The 17,701-nt window shown below is 35.7% G+C and carries 15 protein-coding genes; 4 read left to right on the top strand and 11 right to left on the bottom strand.

Translation table 11 applies throughout. The annotated features are described in order from the left end of the window. Nucleotides 1–499: 499 nt before the first annotated feature. Nucleotides 500–994 (top strand): L,D-transpeptidase family protein, encoded by a 495-nt coding sequence (locus AN959_RS19170; RefSeq protein ID WP_053592317.1) that lies wholly within the window; start codon nucleotides 500–502, stop codon nucleotides 992–994. Between the two features lie 69 nt (nucleotides 995–1,063). On the opposite strand, the gene AN959_RS19165 is transcribed toward AN959_RS19170, so the two are convergent. Both AN959_RS19165 and AN959_RS19160 read right to left on the bottom strand, forming a co-directional pair. Then, entirely contained in the window at nucleotides 1,064–2,350 is a 1,287-nt protein-coding gene (locus AN959_RS19165; RefSeq protein WP_197275577.1) for a glycosyltransferase family 2 protein, read from the bottom strand. An 855-nt stretch (nucleotides 2,351–3,205) separates the two neighbouring features. Beyond that, on the bottom strand, nucleotides 3,206–5,572 hold the full coding sequence (locus tag AN959_RS19160) for a polyprenyl synthetase family protein (protein WP_056833120.1): 2,367 nt from the start codon (nucleotides 5,570–5,572) through the stop codon (nucleotides 3,206–3,208). Between the two features lie 332 nt (nucleotides 5,573–5,904). Between AN959_RS19160 and AN959_RS19155 the strand changes: the two genes are divergently transcribed. Both AN959_RS19155 and AN959_RS19150 read left to right on the top strand, forming a co-directional pair. Beyond that, nucleotides 5,905–6,561, top strand: coding sequence for a hypothetical protein (locus AN959_RS19155; RefSeq protein WP_056833119.1), 657 nt, complete (start codon nucleotides 5,905–5,907; stop codon nucleotides 6,559–6,561). A 53-nt stretch (nucleotides 6,562–6,614) separates the two neighbouring features. Next, nucleotides 6,615–8,126 (top strand): BCCT family transporter, encoded by a 1,512-nt coding sequence (locus AN959_RS19150; protein ID WP_056833117.1) that lies wholly within the window; start codon nucleotides 6,615–6,617, stop codon nucleotides 8,124–8,126. Nucleotides 8,127–8,206: 80 nt separating this feature from the next. Here AN959_RS19150 and AN959_RS19145 read toward each other — a convergent pair whose 3' ends face one another. Further along, a complete protein-coding gene (locus tag AN959_RS19145; protein WP_056833115.1) occupies nucleotides 8,207–9,259 on the bottom strand; it encodes an LLM class flavin-dependent oxidoreductase in 1,053 nt (350 codons plus the stop codon). 149 nt (nucleotides 9,260–9,408) lie between these two features. Beyond that, nucleotides 9,409–10,587, bottom strand: coding sequence for a DHH family phosphoesterase (locus tag AN959_RS19140; RefSeq protein WP_056833113.1), 1,179 nt, complete (start codon nucleotides 10,585–10,587; stop codon nucleotides 9,409–9,411). A 154-nt stretch (nucleotides 10,588–10,741) separates the two neighbouring features. Between AN959_RS19140 and AN959_RS19135 the strand changes: the two genes are divergently transcribed. After that, nucleotides 10,742–11,071, top strand: a complete 330-nt coding sequence (locus tag AN959_RS19135) for a DUF3889 domain-containing protein (RefSeq protein WP_056833111.1) — start codon at nucleotides 10,742–10,744, stop codon at nucleotides 11,069–11,071. A gap of 107 nt (nucleotides 11,072–11,178) precedes the next feature. Here AN959_RS19135 and AN959_RS19130 read toward each other — a convergent pair whose 3' ends face one another. The 7 genes from AN959_RS19130 to AN959_RS19100 all read right to left on the bottom strand — a co-directional run bounded on the left by AN959_RS19130 (nucleotide 11,179) and on the right by AN959_RS19100 (nucleotide 17,465). Next, a complete protein-coding gene (locus tag AN959_RS19130) occupies nucleotides 11,179–11,685 on the bottom strand; it encodes a DUF1456 family protein (protein ID WP_056833109.1) in 507 nt (168 codons plus the stop codon). A 343-nt stretch (nucleotides 11,686–12,028) separates the two neighbouring features. Beyond that, nucleotides 12,029–12,424 (bottom strand): VOC family protein, encoded by a 396-nt coding sequence (locus tag AN959_RS19125; protein WP_056833107.1) that lies wholly within the window; start codon nucleotides 12,422–12,424, stop codon nucleotides 12,029–12,031. A gap of 681 nt (nucleotides 12,425–13,105) precedes the next feature. Further along, the gene (gene phoU, locus AN959_RS19120) at nucleotides 13,106–13,765 is read right to left on the bottom strand and encodes a phosphate signaling complex protein PhoU (protein WP_056833105.1); all 660 of its coding nucleotides are present in this window, start codon (nucleotides 13,763–13,765) and stop codon (nucleotides 13,106–13,108) included. Between the two features lie 14 nt (nucleotides 13,766–13,779). Beyond that, nucleotides 13,780–14,550, bottom strand: a complete 771-nt coding sequence (gene pstB, locus AN959_RS19115; protein WP_053591925.1) for a phosphate ABC transporter ATP-binding protein PstB — start codon at nucleotides 14,548–14,550, stop codon at nucleotides 13,780–13,782. An 81-nt stretch (nucleotides 14,551–14,631) separates the two neighbouring features. Continuing rightward, nucleotides 14,632–15,459, bottom strand: coding sequence for a phosphate ABC transporter permease PstA (pstA, locus tag AN959_RS19110; RefSeq protein WP_056833103.1), 828 nt, complete (start codon nucleotides 15,457–15,459; stop codon nucleotides 14,632–14,634). 1 nt (nucleotide 15,460) lies between these two features. Beyond that, the gene (gene pstC, locus AN959_RS19105) at nucleotides 15,461–16,375 is read right to left on the bottom strand and encodes a phosphate ABC transporter permease subunit PstC (protein ID WP_253278947.1); all 915 of its coding nucleotides are present in this window, start codon (nucleotides 16,373–16,375) and stop codon (nucleotides 15,461–15,463) included. A gap of 247 nt (nucleotides 16,376–16,622) precedes the next feature. Then, complete coding sequence (locus AN959_RS19100) at nucleotides 16,623–17,465, bottom strand: phosphate ABC transporter substrate-binding protein (RefSeq protein WP_056833101.1); 843 nt, start codon at nucleotides 17,463–17,465, stop codon at nucleotides 16,623–16,625. Nucleotides 17,466–17,701: the final 236 nt, after the last annotated feature.

Here is a 17,701-nt window from a genome sequence, read left to right as displayed (position 1 = left end):
ATCCAAAAACTAAAAAAACACCCACACGATGTGTAGGTGTTAGACTGTACACAAACTTAATTTTGGGTGCATAGAGTTGTATATTAAATTCGGCAAGGGGCCACCACTTCGCTTTCCGTGGGCTTGGCTTCAGCCTCCTCGTCACTTCGTTCCTGCGGGGTCTTCTGCTCAAGCTGTTCCCACAGGAGTCTTCGTGGTGGTCCTTGCCTTATAAACAATTCCTTATAGGTATCTACTATCTTTACTATTAATTGGATAAAGCAACCTCTCTAATTTCTTATTATTCATAACCGTTTATAAAAATACTTTTGTCGTCAATCTGACACTCACACGATGTGTAGATGTTTTAACAGTTCAACAACGTTTCTGATCATTTGTAACTTTGACACTCTTCTTATTACATTTGCCATATCATATATGAGAAATGAAAGGATGAAAACAACACTTTTAAATTTCATCATATTATGTAATATAACTAAAAAATATGGAGGTGATTTTACTGATTCATACAGTAAAGCCAGGAGAAACACTAACTCAAATATCTAGAGACTATCGTACACCGTTATCCACAATCATAAGAGCTAATCCTTCAATAGATCCAAATGTACTATATATTGGTCAATCCATTGTTATACCAGGTTTTCCAGACCCCAATACACTCCCCTATAAATTGGAAGTTTCCATTAACAATCGTTGGCTTCGTTTACTATTGGATGGTGTTTTACAAAAACAGTATCCTATCGCAGTTGGGAGAATGTTATTCGCTACTCCAGTAGGAAATTTTATCATTATTAACAAAGCACCTAATCCAGGAGGACCATTCGGTACTATGTGGATGAGTTTATCGAAAGAACACTATGGGATTCATGGAACTAATAATCCAAGTTCCATTGGTCAAGCAGTATCACGTGGTTGTATCCGCATGAACAATAAGGATGTGGAGGAATTAGCACGCCTAGTCCCAATAGGAACTCCGGTTTTTATACACCCATAACATCAAGAGTGACTACCAAAAAGTCTTTGAAACTGACTTTTATAGGTAGTCACTTCTCTTCTTTTGTCCTTATCGTACATCATCAAGTGATTTCACAACTGTGTGAGCAATTGGTTTCCATTCAACATGCTTAAACAATGCTACGACAGAAATTGGTATATAGGTAAACATGAAAATTGGAAAAGTAATTGTAAAAGCGATTTTTTTCCAGGCAGAACAATGGATTTTTCTCCACTCTGATAGTGTTGTCATTAAGCCCAGAACAAAAAGGATTCCATAATACCAAACAAAAGATTCTATTATGGCCGTAGTTGCTCCTTGCATAATCCCTTTCCCCTCAAATATTCCCATAAAGATGCCCAAGTATAGTAAACCATTCACCATAATGCTGATACTAGAAACAAGCATGGCCGGCATGATCATCATCGTCATATCAAAGCATGAAAATCTGTTACCCTTACCTCGGAATATATTTTCAATTAAGTCCTTTCCATATTTAGAAAATACCTGATAAAAACCTTTTGCCCAACGTAATCGTTGATTCCAGGATTGAGCAAAAGTGACTGGTTGCTCGTCATAAAACACAGCGTTTCTACAATAACCAATCTTTTCACCTTTAATAATTTGAGAAACTGAAAACTCGATGTCTTCCGTTAGGAGATGATGTATCCAACCTCCATTGTCTCTGAATACATCTGCATGTACTAAAAATCCTGTTCCAGATACCGCACAACTAGAGTTAAGGGCCATTCTTGGAAGGTTGAGATATTCAGCTTCATGCAGGAACCAAAGTGCATATCCTGCTGAAATCCAATTCTGATCATAGTTCTTAGAATTTCTATAACTAGTGATCACCCTGTATCCTTTATTGAATGTCTTGTTCATCTCCGTTATATAATTCTCGTCCAAGAGATTGTCGGCATCAAACACGAAATATCCATCATATTTATTGGATGAGTAGTCACTTCCAATGATTCTAAGCATATAGTCGAGCGCGTATCCCTTGCCAATCTGAATCTTATTGAAACGCTCTCTAACTATAGCTCCCGCCTTCTCCGCAACCTTAGCAGTATTATCGGAACAGTTATCTGCCACAACGAAAATATCAATCATTTCTTTGGGATAATTTTGATTTTTTATACTTTTGATCAGTTGTCCAATAACGAGTTCTTCATTTCGAGCTGGGATAATAACTGCAAATTTATGGTGATGAACATTCTGTATTTCAGTGTACTTTTTCTGCTTGGCTTTAAATGTGATAAACATATAAACAAATTGGTAGGAATACATTAATGCAAATAATAGGAACATAAGTGAATTAAAATCATTCATAAAAGTTAGTAAAGTTGAGTCCAAACGGATACCTCCACAATTTCTTCATTTTATTTTCTTCATTCTTCAAGTTGGGTATACAATGCAGAATAATGAAATATAGCTTGGTATAACGGATTCTCCTGCTTAAATGATTAAACAAATAGTATGCCCTGATTAAAAAGAATCAATTTATCTGTTAATATTCCCTAAAGTTAAGCATATATCACATAAATAAAAGAAAGATTAAAGTCATGTTAAGTCCACGTAAATTTTTAAACACTAAATAATACAAACTTCATTTTTAGATACATGGATGTATCCTTTTATTCAGTTCTATTTCAATGAAAGCGGAAATATGGCGGGCGAACTGAAATCTTTCATTTTGAATGTATTTCAGACGCATAGAAAATTGAAACACGGAGTGCGCTTGCTGCACGCTTCGCGTGAACCTCCATCGGATGAAACGCTCCTGCGGCGTGTGAGGCGTGCATCCTGTTAACCACTTTTGATGAAAAATTTTTGATAGCAATATTTTGGACTTTCAATACTATTTAGCACATTTTAGAAAGAAACCTTTTATTTGTAATGGCTGACACCTGCATTCGCGCCTTCCCAGCCTCATGACGTGCCGTATGAGACAGATGTAAGCGTCTAGCGCATTACAGCGGCTCATGCGGACGTGCGGCATCCGCGAATGCATATAGATAAGTAGTATTCATTTTTAGGACTCGGATGTGCGCTTGCTGCACGACCTGCCTTATGAGACAGTAAAATTTAGAGCTTAAACCAGGAGTAAAGACGATACCAAAATAAAAGATCATAGATATTTGCATATCCATGATCCATATATAAAAATTGATTAAATTGTAGTAAAGCCTAAAAGATTGTACCCAACACTCAATGATCGCGATTTATTATATAGTTTAAAAAATGCTTCAAGAAAGAAGTATTGCGTGGCACTTCCTGTAATACTTCCATTGCAATACAGTAATTTTCCCACATCTCTTTTTTGGCACCTTCCAGACCCAATATAGATACGAAAGTGGAGTTGTTGTTTTCCTCATCCTTGCCAATAGGCTTTCCGAGTATGGCAGAATTACCTTCAACATCCAGTAAGTCATCCTTAATCTGAAAAGCAATGCCAGCGTGACGAGCAAACTTTTTCAAAACCTCTACTTCTAAATCATTTGCTTGGGCTAGGATGGCTGGCATTATTAGGGAAGCTTCGAAGCCTATGCCAGTTTTATAAAAGCACATCATATTTAATTGATCTAGTGTCAGTTGTTTCCCCTTTGAATCTAAGTCCATCGCTTGCCCTCTACACATATTTGCAGTTGTTTGTGCTGAATATTTAATCAGATTAAGTACAGTCTTCGAATCGAACTGATCCAGAGAGGTTTGTTCCTCAATTGCCTTTTGTGTTAAAAAAAGACCCGTTATTTCTGATATAGCAATGTTGTACACCTCATGAAGAGTTGGACGTCCCCTACGAGTGGATGAATTATCCTGTGAAGGTAGATCATCAAAAATAAGTGAAGCTGTATGCATATATTCTAATGATTTCAAGAGTGGCTCGATAGCCGTTTTATTTAATCCATATGCTTTTACGCCCATGAACCAAGTAATTATTGGCCTTAAACGTTTTCCTTCACCCATTAGGCTGTAATTTGCAGCATCTTGTATAGGGTCTGTTATTAACCTCTTATTCTCGATTGTAGGGAGATTTAAGATACTATTAATCTGATTACGTAAAGTCTTGCTCACATTTGAAAATTCTTCCTGTTCTTCTCGATCCTTTTTCAATATGGTAATCATATGGTCACGAAGCAATTTATCAAAGAAATCTACATCATCGGCTTTTCGAACCATCTCTTGAATCAGTCTATTGAATTTAGGATTACTAGAAGCAAAGAGATCCATAACTTCATTGTACTTTTTAATACCCATTCGCTCTTTAAATCTTTTCAGCCCGTTTATAGCTCGATCCAAAATTACCTCACATGTCTTCCTGTCCGAGTCATACACGTTATGAATTAAATTAGAGATAACTGTCCAGTACAATTCAAATGGGTTTATGAGATCCAAGCGTTTATCATGATACTTCATATAATAAGTATATGGTGTTACCGCACCGTCCTTCATGTCATCAAACATATCTGCAAAATCATCAGCAAGCTGATTATAAATGCCATAAAAGAATGTTCGGTCGTCCAATTCTTTATCCTCAGGAGCACCGATTACTGAACGTACAATCAATCGAGAAGAAGAGGATTTTAATATAACAGGAATATAAAGTTCTTCATTGGTGTAATTTGCATTCGATAAATCTTTTATACGATCAACTTCTTGGGAATTAAAAAAAACATAGGATTGCGCGAAAAAATTCTTTGTTGTCTCTTGCCTCTGCTTGCTCTTAATATACGTAAAGGCTTCTCGAAGCTCCGCATGAATATACTTGATTAGAGCTACGTTCTTCCCCTTCCACTCTCCCAATTCCGGCACTACTCCAGTAATAATTGTGGTACGAATCAAATCCGAATATTGTTTTTCCTCTTCTTCAGATAAAATTTTTGCATCCAGAAGATCATCAATAAACGGATAGGTTAAACCATAGGAATAGCCAAGCCTAATAGCTGCATCAAGCCTCCGAGAACGTTCTTCAGGAGATGTTTTGTCGTTCATCTCTTCAACCTCTTGCATGATTACTCCGGCAATGATTTTAATTAGTTTTCGTTGGGCTTGCTCAGCATCCATCCCGTTCGGAATTTTGGAGGATACAGTCTTCAGCTTGTTTATAACCCAGATTAGACTCGATTCCACTCCTTCTTTCTGTGCAATTCTGTATAACCAGGCCATGCTAAATGTCTCGTCTTTGTCTCCTTTTGTTAGGTGATTTTTTAAACTATTTACTACACGGTCAATTCTGCTTAGAGTATCAGGTGAATCCAGTGCTCTTCCCAGATCACGCATAAAAATATAGGACATGCTTCTATCGAGGTAATTATCAAGTTTACCTGTATAATTTAGCCATTGAATATAATGGTGATATCCGCGAGAATCAGGTTTTCCCTTTCCACGCGATAAAAAGGAGAATAATGAATGATGATGAATATGATTGTGTTTCCACAATCGTATATCTTCCGTTAGGATTGGTATATAAGCCTTTTCCAATACTTGCCCATAAAGTGATTTAAAATAAAGAGCAGCCTTCTGCTCAGCATGCTGATAGCATTCATCAGCATTTATTAATAACTCCTCGATCATTCCATAACACACCTTCACTTTATGTTCTCTATTTTCCATCTTGTAACTATTAAAATCTCATCATATAGTATTTTCTTCATTATATCACCCGACACTTTCTCTAGCTTGTTTTCGACTTCTAGCCTCCACATTGTATTTATTAACTAATTTAAATCTATTCTTCTTTAAATGCCTAAATTCCTATAATTCACCAGACAGCTAAGCGATTGTTTAGTTTCATTTATTTGGTGACATACTAAACGAAGAAATAGATCTTTAGAATCCTAAAAAACTATACGGTTTTCCATAACTAGAAATGATTATATGCGCAATTATTTGGAGGGTGTGCTTTTGTGAAACTGTTTCAAGTAAGAAAAGGACAATTTGTATATTACAATAATGAATTGCACAGAGTTTATTCGGTAAAACCTATGTATAAACAATCTGTTCATCTTATGAGGCTGAGGGATTTGTCCCAACATTTAAGTAGTGCGGCCGAAGTAGAAAAATACCAACCAAAAGAACTCGATAGCTTTATTTTCAATAAAAATATGTATACCCTCAGTAAAGATAGAAAAGCAGAGGAAGGGGATTTCATATTAATTACGAACCCAAATCCCGATTACCTCGATCATTATTCATTAAATGAAATCGAAGTAGTGGCAGCGGTTGAAAACAAAGGCGTTATTACGAATAGGTCAAACGGGATTAGGCATAATGAGTATCTATTAATGGTTCCTGGACGTCATGACCAGAGTAATCCAATTGAATATCGAGATATTCAAAATATAGATGAGAGTACCTTGAATGAACAATTAAATGTTATTAATGACATGTTACCAACAATAGGCGATGTATATAGAAAAAACGATTCGGATACTGTAATTGAAGCGATGGTTGTTGGCATAAAAGGCAATTCGATATTTCTTGGATGCGATATAGAATTACCCTATGTAGAGTTGATGAACACTGAAAAATGGGAATTTCTCTATAACCTCCTTGATAAATGATTTTTGTATATTAGTCTTCACAATTATTAACACATTTCCTGTTGGAGGTTTCCATGAATGTTAACAAGCTAAAAGAAAACAGTGTATTTATCATCTCACTTATACTAACCCTTATTTTTATTGCATGGGGGGTCTTTTTCACAGATCTTCTTACAAAGGTCACCAATACTATTTTCAACATTTCTATTGATTACCTTGGATGGGTCTATATTGGCACCACCCTTTTCTTTGTAGTATTTTCCTTTTACTTACTATTTTCTAAGTATGGTCATATACGTTTAGGCAAGACTACAGACAGGCCTGATTTCAATACTGCGTCCTGGCTAGCAATGTTATTTGGGGCAGGAATGGGTATTGGGATTGTTTATTGGGGTGTAGCTGAACCGGTTACTCACTATACGAAACCCCCATATGGAGAGGGCTATACCATTGAAGCAGCCAATGTTGCCATGCAATATACCTTTTTTCATTGGGGCCTCCACCCTTGGGCGATTTATACTGTTATTGGATTAGCTCTTGCTCTCTGCCAATATAATAAAAAACTACCTGCAGCCATAAGTTCTGTTTTCTATCCGTTGCTGAAGGATAAAATTTATGGACCTATTGGTAAAACAATTGATATTCTGTCTGTATTTGCAACTGTCTTTGGAATAGCAACGTCTCTTGGACTTGGAGCATTACAAGTTACAGCCGGGATGCATTCCATTTTCGGTGTTCCAAATACTTTAGTTGTTCAACTGATTGTTATTGTTGTCGCTACAGTTATTTTCATTATTTCGATTAACACTGGCTTGGAAAAGGGAATTCAATATTTATCTAACGCTGCAATGATCATATCTTTTGCTATTTTGTTGCTAATATTAATTGTCGGACCAACTTTGACAATCATTAAAATCTTTTTTAATACGTCTGGACTCTATATCAATGATTTTATCCATATGAGTTTAAGGATGACACCATTTGGTGAAGGAGAATGGATTGCATCATGGACGTTATTTTATTGGGCATGGTGGATTGCTTGGGCACCTTTTGTCGGTATGTTTATAGCCCGAATATCGAGGGGAAGAACCGTAAAAGAGTTTGTTGTAGGTGTGTTGATCGTCCCTACTCTTGGAACTTGTTTATGGATGTCTATCTTTGGAGGCTCCGCGCTTGATCTTGTGATCAACTCAGAAAATCATGAATTGGCTAAATATATTGCAGACAACGTGTCTTTAGCTATCTTTTCATTCTTTGATTATCTTCCACTAAGTTCTATATTAAGTCTTATGGGATTTGCTCTAGTAGCTATTTATTATATTACTGTTGCAGATACCTCTACTTTTGTATTAGGAATGTTGAGTGAAGGGGGAACATTAAATCCCTCCAATAAAATCAAAATGACATGGGGTATTATTCAATCTGCTGTTGCAGCAGTTTTACTTTTATCCGGTGGATTAACCGTATTGCAAACAGCATCTATTGCAGCTGCCTTTCCATTTGCCATAATTATGATCTTCATGTGTTACTCCCTACTTAAAGTGCTAGATAGTGAATTGGCAGTACAATCAAGGAAAAAAAAGTGAAAGAATATTGAATACTTAGGCTTGGTTCTGCTTCAACAGAATCAAGCCTATTCTCTTATAAGCTTAAAGAGTCACTGAAGTCATTCCCCTTCAGCTTCCCAACGTTCTATTTCTGCACGAACCAATGGTGCCACTTCTTTTCCTAGTAGTTCAATTGCTTTTAACACTTCATCATGAGGCATCGAACCGACTGGTACGTGAAGCATAAAGCGTGTGATGCCTACGTTTTTACGAAGAAAAATAATTTTTTCAGCAACTGTTTGTACATCACCTACGTATAAGGCTCCTTCTAAACTGCGTGCATGGTCAAAGGTGGCACGAGTATATGGACCCCATCCGCGTTCTTTTCCTAAGACGTTCATAGCTTGTTGAGTTGATGGAAAAAATTTGTCCACAGCACTTTCGGTACTTTCAGCAACAAACCCATGAGAGTGTGATGCAACTGTCAACTTCGATACGTCATGCCCTGCCTGTGTAGCTGCTTTCATATAAAGTTGCACGAGTGGTGCAAACTGAAGTGGACTACCTCCGATGATTGCTAAAACAAGTGGCAACCCAAGAAAACCCGCACGAGCAACAGATTGTGGAGTTCCTCCGCTAGCTATCCAAACTGGAAGTGGATGTTGAACAGGGCGTGGGTAAACACCCCGGTTTTGAATATCCGGTCGATGTTTTCCGCTCCAAGTAACCATTTCTGATTCCCTTATTTTCAATAATAATTCTAACTTTTCATCGAATAATTCATCATAATCCTGTAAGTCATAACCAAATAGAGGAAAAGACTCGATAAATGAACCTCGTCCAGCCATAATCTCTGCACGACCATTTGAAATTGCATCTAGCGTAGAAAATTCTTGGTATACTCGAACAGGATCGTCCGAAGATAATACGGTAACCGCACTTGTCAGCCTAATTTGCTTTGTCTGAGATGCTGCAGCAGCCAACAAAACTGCTGGTGCAGAACATGCATAATCCTTCCGATGATGCTCTCCAACACCAAATACATCTAATCCTACTTGATCCGCTAATACAATTTCTTCTATAACCTCTCGAATTCGCTCAGCATGACTAATTACCTTACCAGTTTCCACATCCGGTGTTGTTTCTACAAACGTAGTTACGCCAATTTCCATTATACTTCTCTCCCCACTGCTAGTTATATAACATACATATTACATCATCTCACTAAAATACTTAGCAGATTATGCCTTCAAATAAAATAAAAAAGAACCATGTGTGTTTCTCACATAGTTCTATATAAAACAAACAGCTGTAATTGTGACTATCTCTTTTGAACCTCATGCATTAAATATTCCACAAACAAATCATCCCTCACTAGCCATGCTTCAAAGTTTCTTTTTAAAAATCGTTCGCATTCATCAAAACTTGTAAAGGTATGTTCCATTTCCCTTTTATTTCTTTCAATCATCCAGTTTTGTTCATCCTCTTGATAAATAAGAAAAACATCATCATTTCTATTTTTGTATAACGAACCGAATGAAGATTGTTTCAAATTATATCGATTTCTTTTGGCATCTTCCTGTATTGGTTCCAAGTGAAATGTTTCGACCACAAATTGGTTGTACGCTTCCTCTGTTAAAGTACAACCTGACGCTTTCTGATGTCCACCACCACCAAAATATCCTGCAATTTCAGAAACATCAATATGATCATGAATGGTGCGCAATGAAATTCTTTTCCCACCCATAATTATAATTGCAATATAATCTAGATGAGGATATTCTTTACCAAGTTCGTTCCCTAGTTCCGAATGGTATGATTCTGCATAGACGATTCCAGTAATATATGCCCCTACTGTTGACTGAACAATCTCTCTTTTTTTACGGCGAATATATCTTTCTATTTTATCTTCTTCCATGTTCAACAATGTCTTTTCTAATTCATCAAACACAAAATGTTCACTTGTCTGTAGTCGATCAATCATTTTTTCTTCAAAATCATCAATTGATACTAAAAAGAAGAGAGAATTTAAGGAATGAGCTTGATGATTCTCATTTTTCTCCCACTCCCATGTATCGTATTGCCTAACCAACTCTACAAATTCCGCAATTGAATCCTTTGGCTCCAGCAGTCTATGTTTGACTAGATATTTATAAAACAATGAAGTAGCAGACGTTAATTTGCCTTGATTATCTTCAACTAGGACATAGCCCCACTCATAATCATTTAAATGTAAAGCCGTTTTATGATGATCAAGTAGTTGGATTTTTCCTTTTGAATGATAAAAATTATCGAGCCTTTGTTCATTTTCTTTATTCGGAGACAAATCCGTAATAAATAAAAACGTATCTGAAGAATCATGTTCAAGAAAGAATTCAATCTCTCTATTTAAAGATGCTACAGAATTATATCGCACCTTCACTTGTTTACCAAAAGCTAGCTTTGCTAAAATCCCACATCCAACCCCATCTAAATCGTTATGAGTCAGTAATTTATACATTGCTTTCACCTCAAACATAGTATGGTTTTTAAAAGCTTAAATTATTATTAGGACTAGTTTTTATTCTTCCGTAGAGTAATTTGTGTAACTGGTTATCCGAATAACTTAAATAAACAAGGAAATAATAAAAGTTAAAAGAGAGGTTTCATAAACCATGAAGACAGTTTTAGCGATTCAATTAGTTCTAACCTTAATTTTCGGTAATTTTACGGCTTTTCATGTAAACCATGAAGAACATGAAGTTTCCCCACCCTATGCTAAATGGGGACAAATTGCTATACAAGAGACGAAGAAAAAATATCCTCAAGCAAGTATTATCGATTATCTTCATATTGGAAAGGAAACAGGTACTGATTCCTCAACAGAAAAGTTCAAACTATGGTTAAGAGAAAACAACAAAGAATTTGGTGTATTTGTTGATATTTCCTTTGATAATGAAACAGAACAGATAATTGATATTAAGTTAACCGAAACAAGTAACTAGACAGCATTTCTTACATTTCAATATAACTAAACCCCAATTATTAGATGTCAAATCTCACAATTGGGGTTAATCTTTTCTAGATATTTTATTGAATACAGCTTAGAATTTCATGTTCTATATCTAACAGCCAAACCTTTTAGGAATTTACGCGCAAAATTATCACCACATACCTTATAATTTCGGTGTCCTTCTTTTCGTAAAATAGCGCCTAATTCTCCTTTTGACACAGCGATACCACCATCATCAAGTATATCTAGCATATCTTCTGCTGTTAATTGAAGTGCCACTTTCAACTTCTTCAGAAGCATATTGTTAGCACTCTTTTCAGGCAGTTCAGGGTTATTAGGCTGGTCTGGTTTTGAATCCTGTTTACCTCTTTTAAACGTAATAAACCCGTTCAAAAATGCCGCTAACATCTTATTATTGCATTTTATTTGATATTCTGTTTCCTCTGCTTCATCAAGATTATCGAATTCATCTTTTGATTTGGTTAGTATCTTTATTACTTCCTCTTTTGTAAATACCATACCACCAAGTTTAAATATCTCTATCATATCTTTATTTTTAATATCTAGAGCATATCTAAGTCTAATTAATATATCGTTATTATCCATTTATAAACCTCCTAAAAATGTTACCAATGCTACCTTACCATTTACTAGCCATTAATCACAACCAACAGTAAATTTTGAGATTTCTTCAACTATTCTCGAACCCTTTTTCTACTGTTACATCTTGTTATAAGTAAGTCTTTCCTATCCTCTTTTTCTCAAACTTAGTAGCAGTTTGCTTTTCATAGAAAATAAATTTAACTAAAGAGTTGAATTTTATTTTAACTCAGATAAATATTACAAAACTAAAATAACCACCTTTGAAAAATATTCAAAAGTGGTTATTAATTTAATGTATTTATTTTTTGTTATTTAATTCTCGCCAACTATTTTGCAGTGAAAAATTTTATTTTGCGTTCTTATCTGGTTGATGAATTCCGAAAATATTTCCTTCAGGATCATGATAGTATCCTTGCCACGCCATTCCTGGTAAGGCATATTTAGGCAATGCAATCTTGCCTCCATTATCAAGAATTTTAGATTCCGTTGCTTCGTAATCTTCCACTCCCATTGTACAAGCAAACCCATTTAAGGCTTGATTTGCTTCAGGAGGTGCACTTTGTCGTTGCATCAAAGCTCCATTTATTCCAGGTTCATTTTCATCCCCAGTCAAAGCTCCAAAATAAGGCATTCCCGCATAACTACTATAATCCTCAAATGACCATCCAAAAACCTGTCCATAAAAATTCTTTGCACGTTCCATGTCATCTACATGGATTTCAAAATGTATTAATCTTCCCATGATTACCTCCAAATTTTTTTATTTTAATATCCTAATTACATCCTCTTTAATATTCTATAAGTATTAAAATAATCCTGCTAAACAATACATGCTCCAATCAACATGAGGAGCGTGTATGGCAACATAAGGGTGCTGATGGGATTATTAATAATATATTTCACTATTTAATTAGAATCAATTTAGCTTTGATATAATTGGTCATTAATTATATTTCTTACAATATAACGGAGGGGCTTTCCAATAAGTCCTCCATCTGCTTTTGTGTTTAAATCTAATAATGTTGATTGAGTGAGTGAAATAATTGATTGGAGTGAAAGGCGGCGACTCCTGCGGGAAAGCGAGACAGTCCGAGACCCCGCACGTAGCTTTAGAGAGGAAGGAAGGCTAAGGCCGCCTCTTCAAACGGAAGGCAATCTAAGTTCGCCGCGTCCTGCGGCAACGATTGCATGACCCACATCCTGTGGGCCTCAACGCCTTAATGACCAACATCGTGTTGGCCTGAGGAGGCTCGGCGCTCGCCCGCGGAAAGCGTCCGCCTGGAACGGAAATCCTTCACACTTTTTAATAGAAGTTAGGAAGAGAGGGGCTGCCCTTAAAAGTCATTTTTTTGACTTTCAGAACAGCCCCTCCGTTTTTTTATCTCATTTTCTTAGTTATAGTGTTCACAAATCTTTTTTACTTTTATGAATTGAAATCATACATTTGACCTTTAATCAAATATGCTGTACTTTCAGCGATATTTGTTATATGATCTGCTGTTCTCTCTAGAAAACGATTTACAAATAATAATTGTACAACCTGATCTGTTTCTTCTGGATGCTCACTTAAATAAGTAGTAAGGTTTTTATATGTTTCACCATTATATTCATCCACTATATCATCTAAGTCGCCAACTTCTTTGGCTAGCAGGATATTTTCCTCTAAAAAAGATTGTAGTGCTTTTCGGAGCATTTCAATCGATACTTCTTTCATCTTTTCTAAATGAGTAATCTCCATTAAAGATTTTGTATTTCGAATCTTGATAGTTGCTTTTGCGATATTTACTGCAAAATCCGCGATTCGCTCAATTTCAGAGGAAATTTTAAGTACACCAATGATCTCGCGTAAATCTCTTGAAACCGGTGCTTCTTTTGCCATTAGCCAGATTGCAAACTGATTAATTTCCAGCTCAAGACTATCAATAGCTGTATCTCCTTCAATAACTTTTATAGCTATCTCGACATCTTGTGTTTTCAAGGCCATTAAAGATCTTTCAAGAGCAATAATTGATAGTTCACCCATTTCGGTGATTTTTCTTTTTAATTCCCCTAAATTATTCTCAAAGTTCACACGAATACTCATTTGTTTACCCCCTATTATCCAAATCGACCTGTTACATAATCTTCTGTTCTTTGATCCTGTGGTGTAGAGAAAATTTTATCTGTATCATCGTATTCAACTACTTCTCCATTTAAGAAAAACGCCGTTTTATCAGAGATTCGTGCAGCTTGTTGCATGTTATGTGTAACAATGACAATCGTATAGTCTTTTTTCATATTTGTGATTAGTTCTTCTATTTTTAACGTAGAAATCGGATCTAATGCTGAAGTAGGCTCGTCCATTAAAATAATGTCTGGTTTCATCGCAATAGCACGAGCAATACATACGCGTTGTTGCTGACCACCTGACAAACCAAGTGCTGATGTTTTTAGACGGTCTTTTACCTCGTCCCAAATGGCTGCACTTCGCAAACTCTCTTCTACAATATTATTTAATTCTTTTTTACTTTTAATACCTTGCATTCTTGGTCCATAGGCAACATTGTCATAAATGCTCATTGGGAATAAATTTGGTTTTTGAAATACCATTCCTACTTTTGTTCGTAATTTGATTACATCATTTGTTTTATACACGTTTTCATGATTAATGACAATATCTCCTGTAATTTTCACGCCATCAATTAAATCATTCATACGATTTAATGTTCGTAAAAAGGTTGATTTACCACAACCTGAGGGTCCGATTAAAGCAGTAACCTCTTTTTCATGAATAGCAAGATCGACTCCAAATAGCGCTTGTTTCTCACCATAGAATAAATTTAAATCCCTTACATTAATTTTAGATGTACCTTCTTTACGTTGCTCCATTTGCGAAAATACCTTCCCTACTTGTTTTTTTGGTCGTTAGCTCACCATGTTCTATTTCTGATGACCTCATTAACATACTTCTTATTTATTTGTTGCTTTGTTAAATTTCTTCGAGATAAATGTTGCTATAAGATTGATTGCTAAAATAATTACTATTAAGACAATACCAACTGCAGCAGCAAGTTCAATGTCTCCAGACTCTTGTGTTACTAAATAAGAATGAACAGTTAAAGTTCTAGCTGATGATAGAATGCTCTCTGGCATAGCTGCTACTGTCCCAGCAGTTAAGAATATTGCAGCTGATTCTCCAACAATTCTTCCTACAGAAAGGATGATACCAGACAAAATTCCCGGCATTGAACTTGGTAATATGACCTTATATAATGTTTGTAATTTTGTCGTTCCAAGTGCTAGTGAACCTTCACGATATGAACGCGGCACTGTTTTTAATGCTTCTTCAGTTGTTCGAATGATTACAGGTAACACGATAATCGTCAAGGTTAATGAAGCAGCTAGAATCGACATACCTAACTTTAACGTAGTTACAAAGAATACCGCTCCAAACAAACCATAGATAATGGAGGGAATCCCTGTTAAGCTTTCTGTTGCAAAGCGTATTAGTCTTACTAAACGCCCTTGTTTAGCATATTCTTGTAAATAAACAGCTGCTAATATTCCGATAGGTGTTGCAATGACTAATGAAATAAGAACTGTGTATATCGTTGTTACGATCATTGGCCAAATACCACCACCTCCAGTTGGAGAATAATCACCAAAGATGAAGTCGAAGCTAATCAAATTAAAACCTTTATAAAAGATAAATCCAACGATCATAACGAGGACGGCAACCGATAAGAAAGCTGATAACCATAGAAGTCCACGTAACAAGTTATCTTTAAAATGTCTCATCTTAGTTACCTCCCTTCGCACTTATTTTTGCTAATACAAAATTCAAAATTAATATAAATGAGAATAAAACAATTCCGGTTGCAAATAACATTTCTTGATGTGTACCGAATGCATAACCCATTTCTAATGCGATATTTGTCGTTAGTGGACGAACACTATCTGTTAAACTAGTTGGCACGATTAAACTATTACCAGCTACTAAGATAACTGCCATCGTCTCTCCAATTGCTCGACCTAAACCTAATACGATTGCCGTCATAATACCTGATTTAGCTGCTGGTACAATGACTTTAAAAATTGTCCCAATTTGTGATACTCCTAAGGCGTATGATCCTTCACGATATGTTTGTGGTACTGCACGAATCGCTGTCTCTGCTACCGTCACTATAGTTGGTAACATCATGATTGCTAGCACAAGAATAACAGCTAATAAGCTTTGTCCTTTTACTAAACCTAAACTGTTTTGTAAAAACGGAACAATGATTGCTAGTCCAAATACACCATATAATACTGATGGGATACCTGCTAGCAACTGAATTGCTGGTGAAATAATTCTTGCTATTCTTTTAGAGGCAATTTCTGCTAAGAAAATAGCTGTAAATAAGCCAATTGGGACTCCAATAATTAATGCTCCAATTGTTGCAAATATGGATGCAACAATCATTGGGAATATACCAAATTTATCTTCACTCGGTACCCAATCACTACCCAAAATAAAGTCTATAAAGCTATAGCCCTCTGCTACAAAGGGATGAGCTCCTTTATAAAATACAAATCCAATGATTAACAATAATGTTAAAACTGAAAGAAGTGCACAAATCAAGAAAATTCTTGAGGACACTTTTTCTAACATATACTTCCTTTTATTTGCTTTACCGATTTCTACGGCCTGCTTGTTAGTTGTTGGGATAGACACTCTTTACTCCTCCAAGATTCCGTTAAAAAATATGTTATTTTCTTCTTTATCAAATACGCCTCGGCGTATTTGCGCCCAGATTTTTATCGAGCTTGCTCGATAAATTCCTCTAAAAATCTGTGGCATCCGCCGGAGGCTTTAACTTTATTCAGCAAGGGTTTGTGGACCCCTACTGAATTGATGCTATGCATTCATTTCACCACTTATAGAAGTGAGATACTTCTGCTGAATCAAGTTATATAGTTATTTATTTTACAGGGATTGCTCCTGCTTCAGCTGCAATGAGTTGTCCATCTTCACTTAAAATAAAATCTATAAATCGCTGTCCTGCATCTGTTAATTGTCCTTCTTTATATACAAACAAGAACGGTCTAGACAAACTGTATTTACCTTGTAGAACATTTTCTGCATTCGCTTCAACACCATTAACATCGATTGTTGAAATCGATTCATCAATGTATTCAAATGAGATAAAACCAACAGCATGTTTATTGTTCGCAACAGTTGTTTTAATATTTCCATTACCACTTGCGATAATTGCGCTTCTGACTAATTCACCAGAGCTGTAGTCAACGATTTCTTGGAACGCATCACGAGAACCTGATCCATCCTCACGAGAAACAACTACGATCTCCATGTCATTTCCACCTAGTTCATTCCAGTTCGTCACTTCTCCAGTAAAAATCTGCTTTATTTGCTCCATCGTAAGGTCTTTTACTTTATTACTTGGATGAGTCACTACTACAATTCCATCATAAGCAATAACTACTTCATTCAAACCACTTGCTTTTTCCTCTTCTTTTAAATCCCGTGAAGACATCCCTATCTCCGACACTCCACTGATTGCGTTGGTAATTCCCGCAGAAGAACCAATTTGATTTATTTCAATATTCGTATTATCTTCCTCTGTATATTTTGCTGCTAATTTTTCAGCAAGCGGTCCTACAGATGTAGATCCTGAAATAGATACTGTAGCACCACTACCATCTGACACCTGTGTATCATTATCGTTATTACTTGTACATGCAGATAGTACAGCAAGAATAGACAGCATTAATAATCCCATTTTTACTTTTTTCAAACTGATCATTTCTTACCTCCAAGAAATATGTTAGTAATTTTTCCATGACGTATTTTGTCTATTCTAGAATAATTGCATAGTGTAAATTTTCGACACGATATTTGTAAAGGTATTGTAAATTTTATTAATAACAATATGCTTTGTGTTAATTTTTGCTAAATATTTTAAATAAGGAGATAACTTATGATGAGTTTAAATTGAAATAATAATACTTCTTATTTATTTCAGTTTTTTATTAATAAATA

Source organism: Psychrobacillus sp. FJAT-21963, assembly GCF_001420585.1.
Classification (GTDB): Bacteria; Bacillota; Bacilli; order Bacillales_A; family Planococcaceae; genus Psychrobacillus.
The sequence above is the reverse complement of the archived record's forward strand: the minus strand, read 5'-3'. Positions and strand labels throughout refer to the sequence as shown.

Coding starts and splice junctions, on each gene's coding strand:
- AN959_RS19140 (WP_056833113.1), bottom strand. CDS start 10,587: ATGTATAAATTACTGACTCATAACGATTTAGATGGGGTTGGATGTGGG.
- AN959_RS19130 (WP_056833109.1), bottom strand. CDS start 11,685: ATGGATAATAACGATATATTAATTAGACTTAGATATGCTCTAGATATT.
- AN959_RS19100 (WP_056833101.1), bottom strand. CDS start 17,465: ATGATCAGTTTGAAAAAAGTAAAAATGGGATTATTAATGCTGTCTATT.
- AN959_RS19150 (WP_056833117.1), top strand. CDS start 6,615: ATGAATGTTAACAAGCTAAAAGAAAACAGTGTATTTATCATCTCACTT.
- AN959_RS19135 (WP_056833111.1), top strand. CDS start 10,742: ATGAAGACAGTTTTAGCGATTCAATTAGTTCTAACCTTAATTTTCGGT.
- pstA (WP_056833103.1), bottom strand. CDS start 15,459: ATGAGACATTTTAAAGATAACTTGTTACGTGGACTTCTATGGTTATCA.
- AN959_RS19160 (WP_056833120.1), bottom strand. CDS start 5,572: ATGATCGAGGAGTTATTAATAAATGCTGATGAATGCTATCAGCATGCT.
- AN959_RS19145 (WP_056833115.1), bottom strand. CDS start 9,259: ATGGAAATTGGCGTAACTACGTTTGTAGAAACAACACCGGATGTGGAA.
- pstB (WP_053591925.1), bottom strand. CDS start 14,550: ATGGAGCAACGTAAAGAAGGTACATCTAAAATTAATGTAAGGGATTTA.
- phoU (WP_056833105.1), bottom strand. CDS start 13,765: ATGAGTATTCGTGTGAACTTTGAGAATAATTTAGGGGAATTAAAAAGA.
- AN959_RS19125 (WP_056833107.1), bottom strand. CDS start 12,424: ATGGGAAGATTAATACATTTTGAAATCCATGTAGATGACATGGAACGT.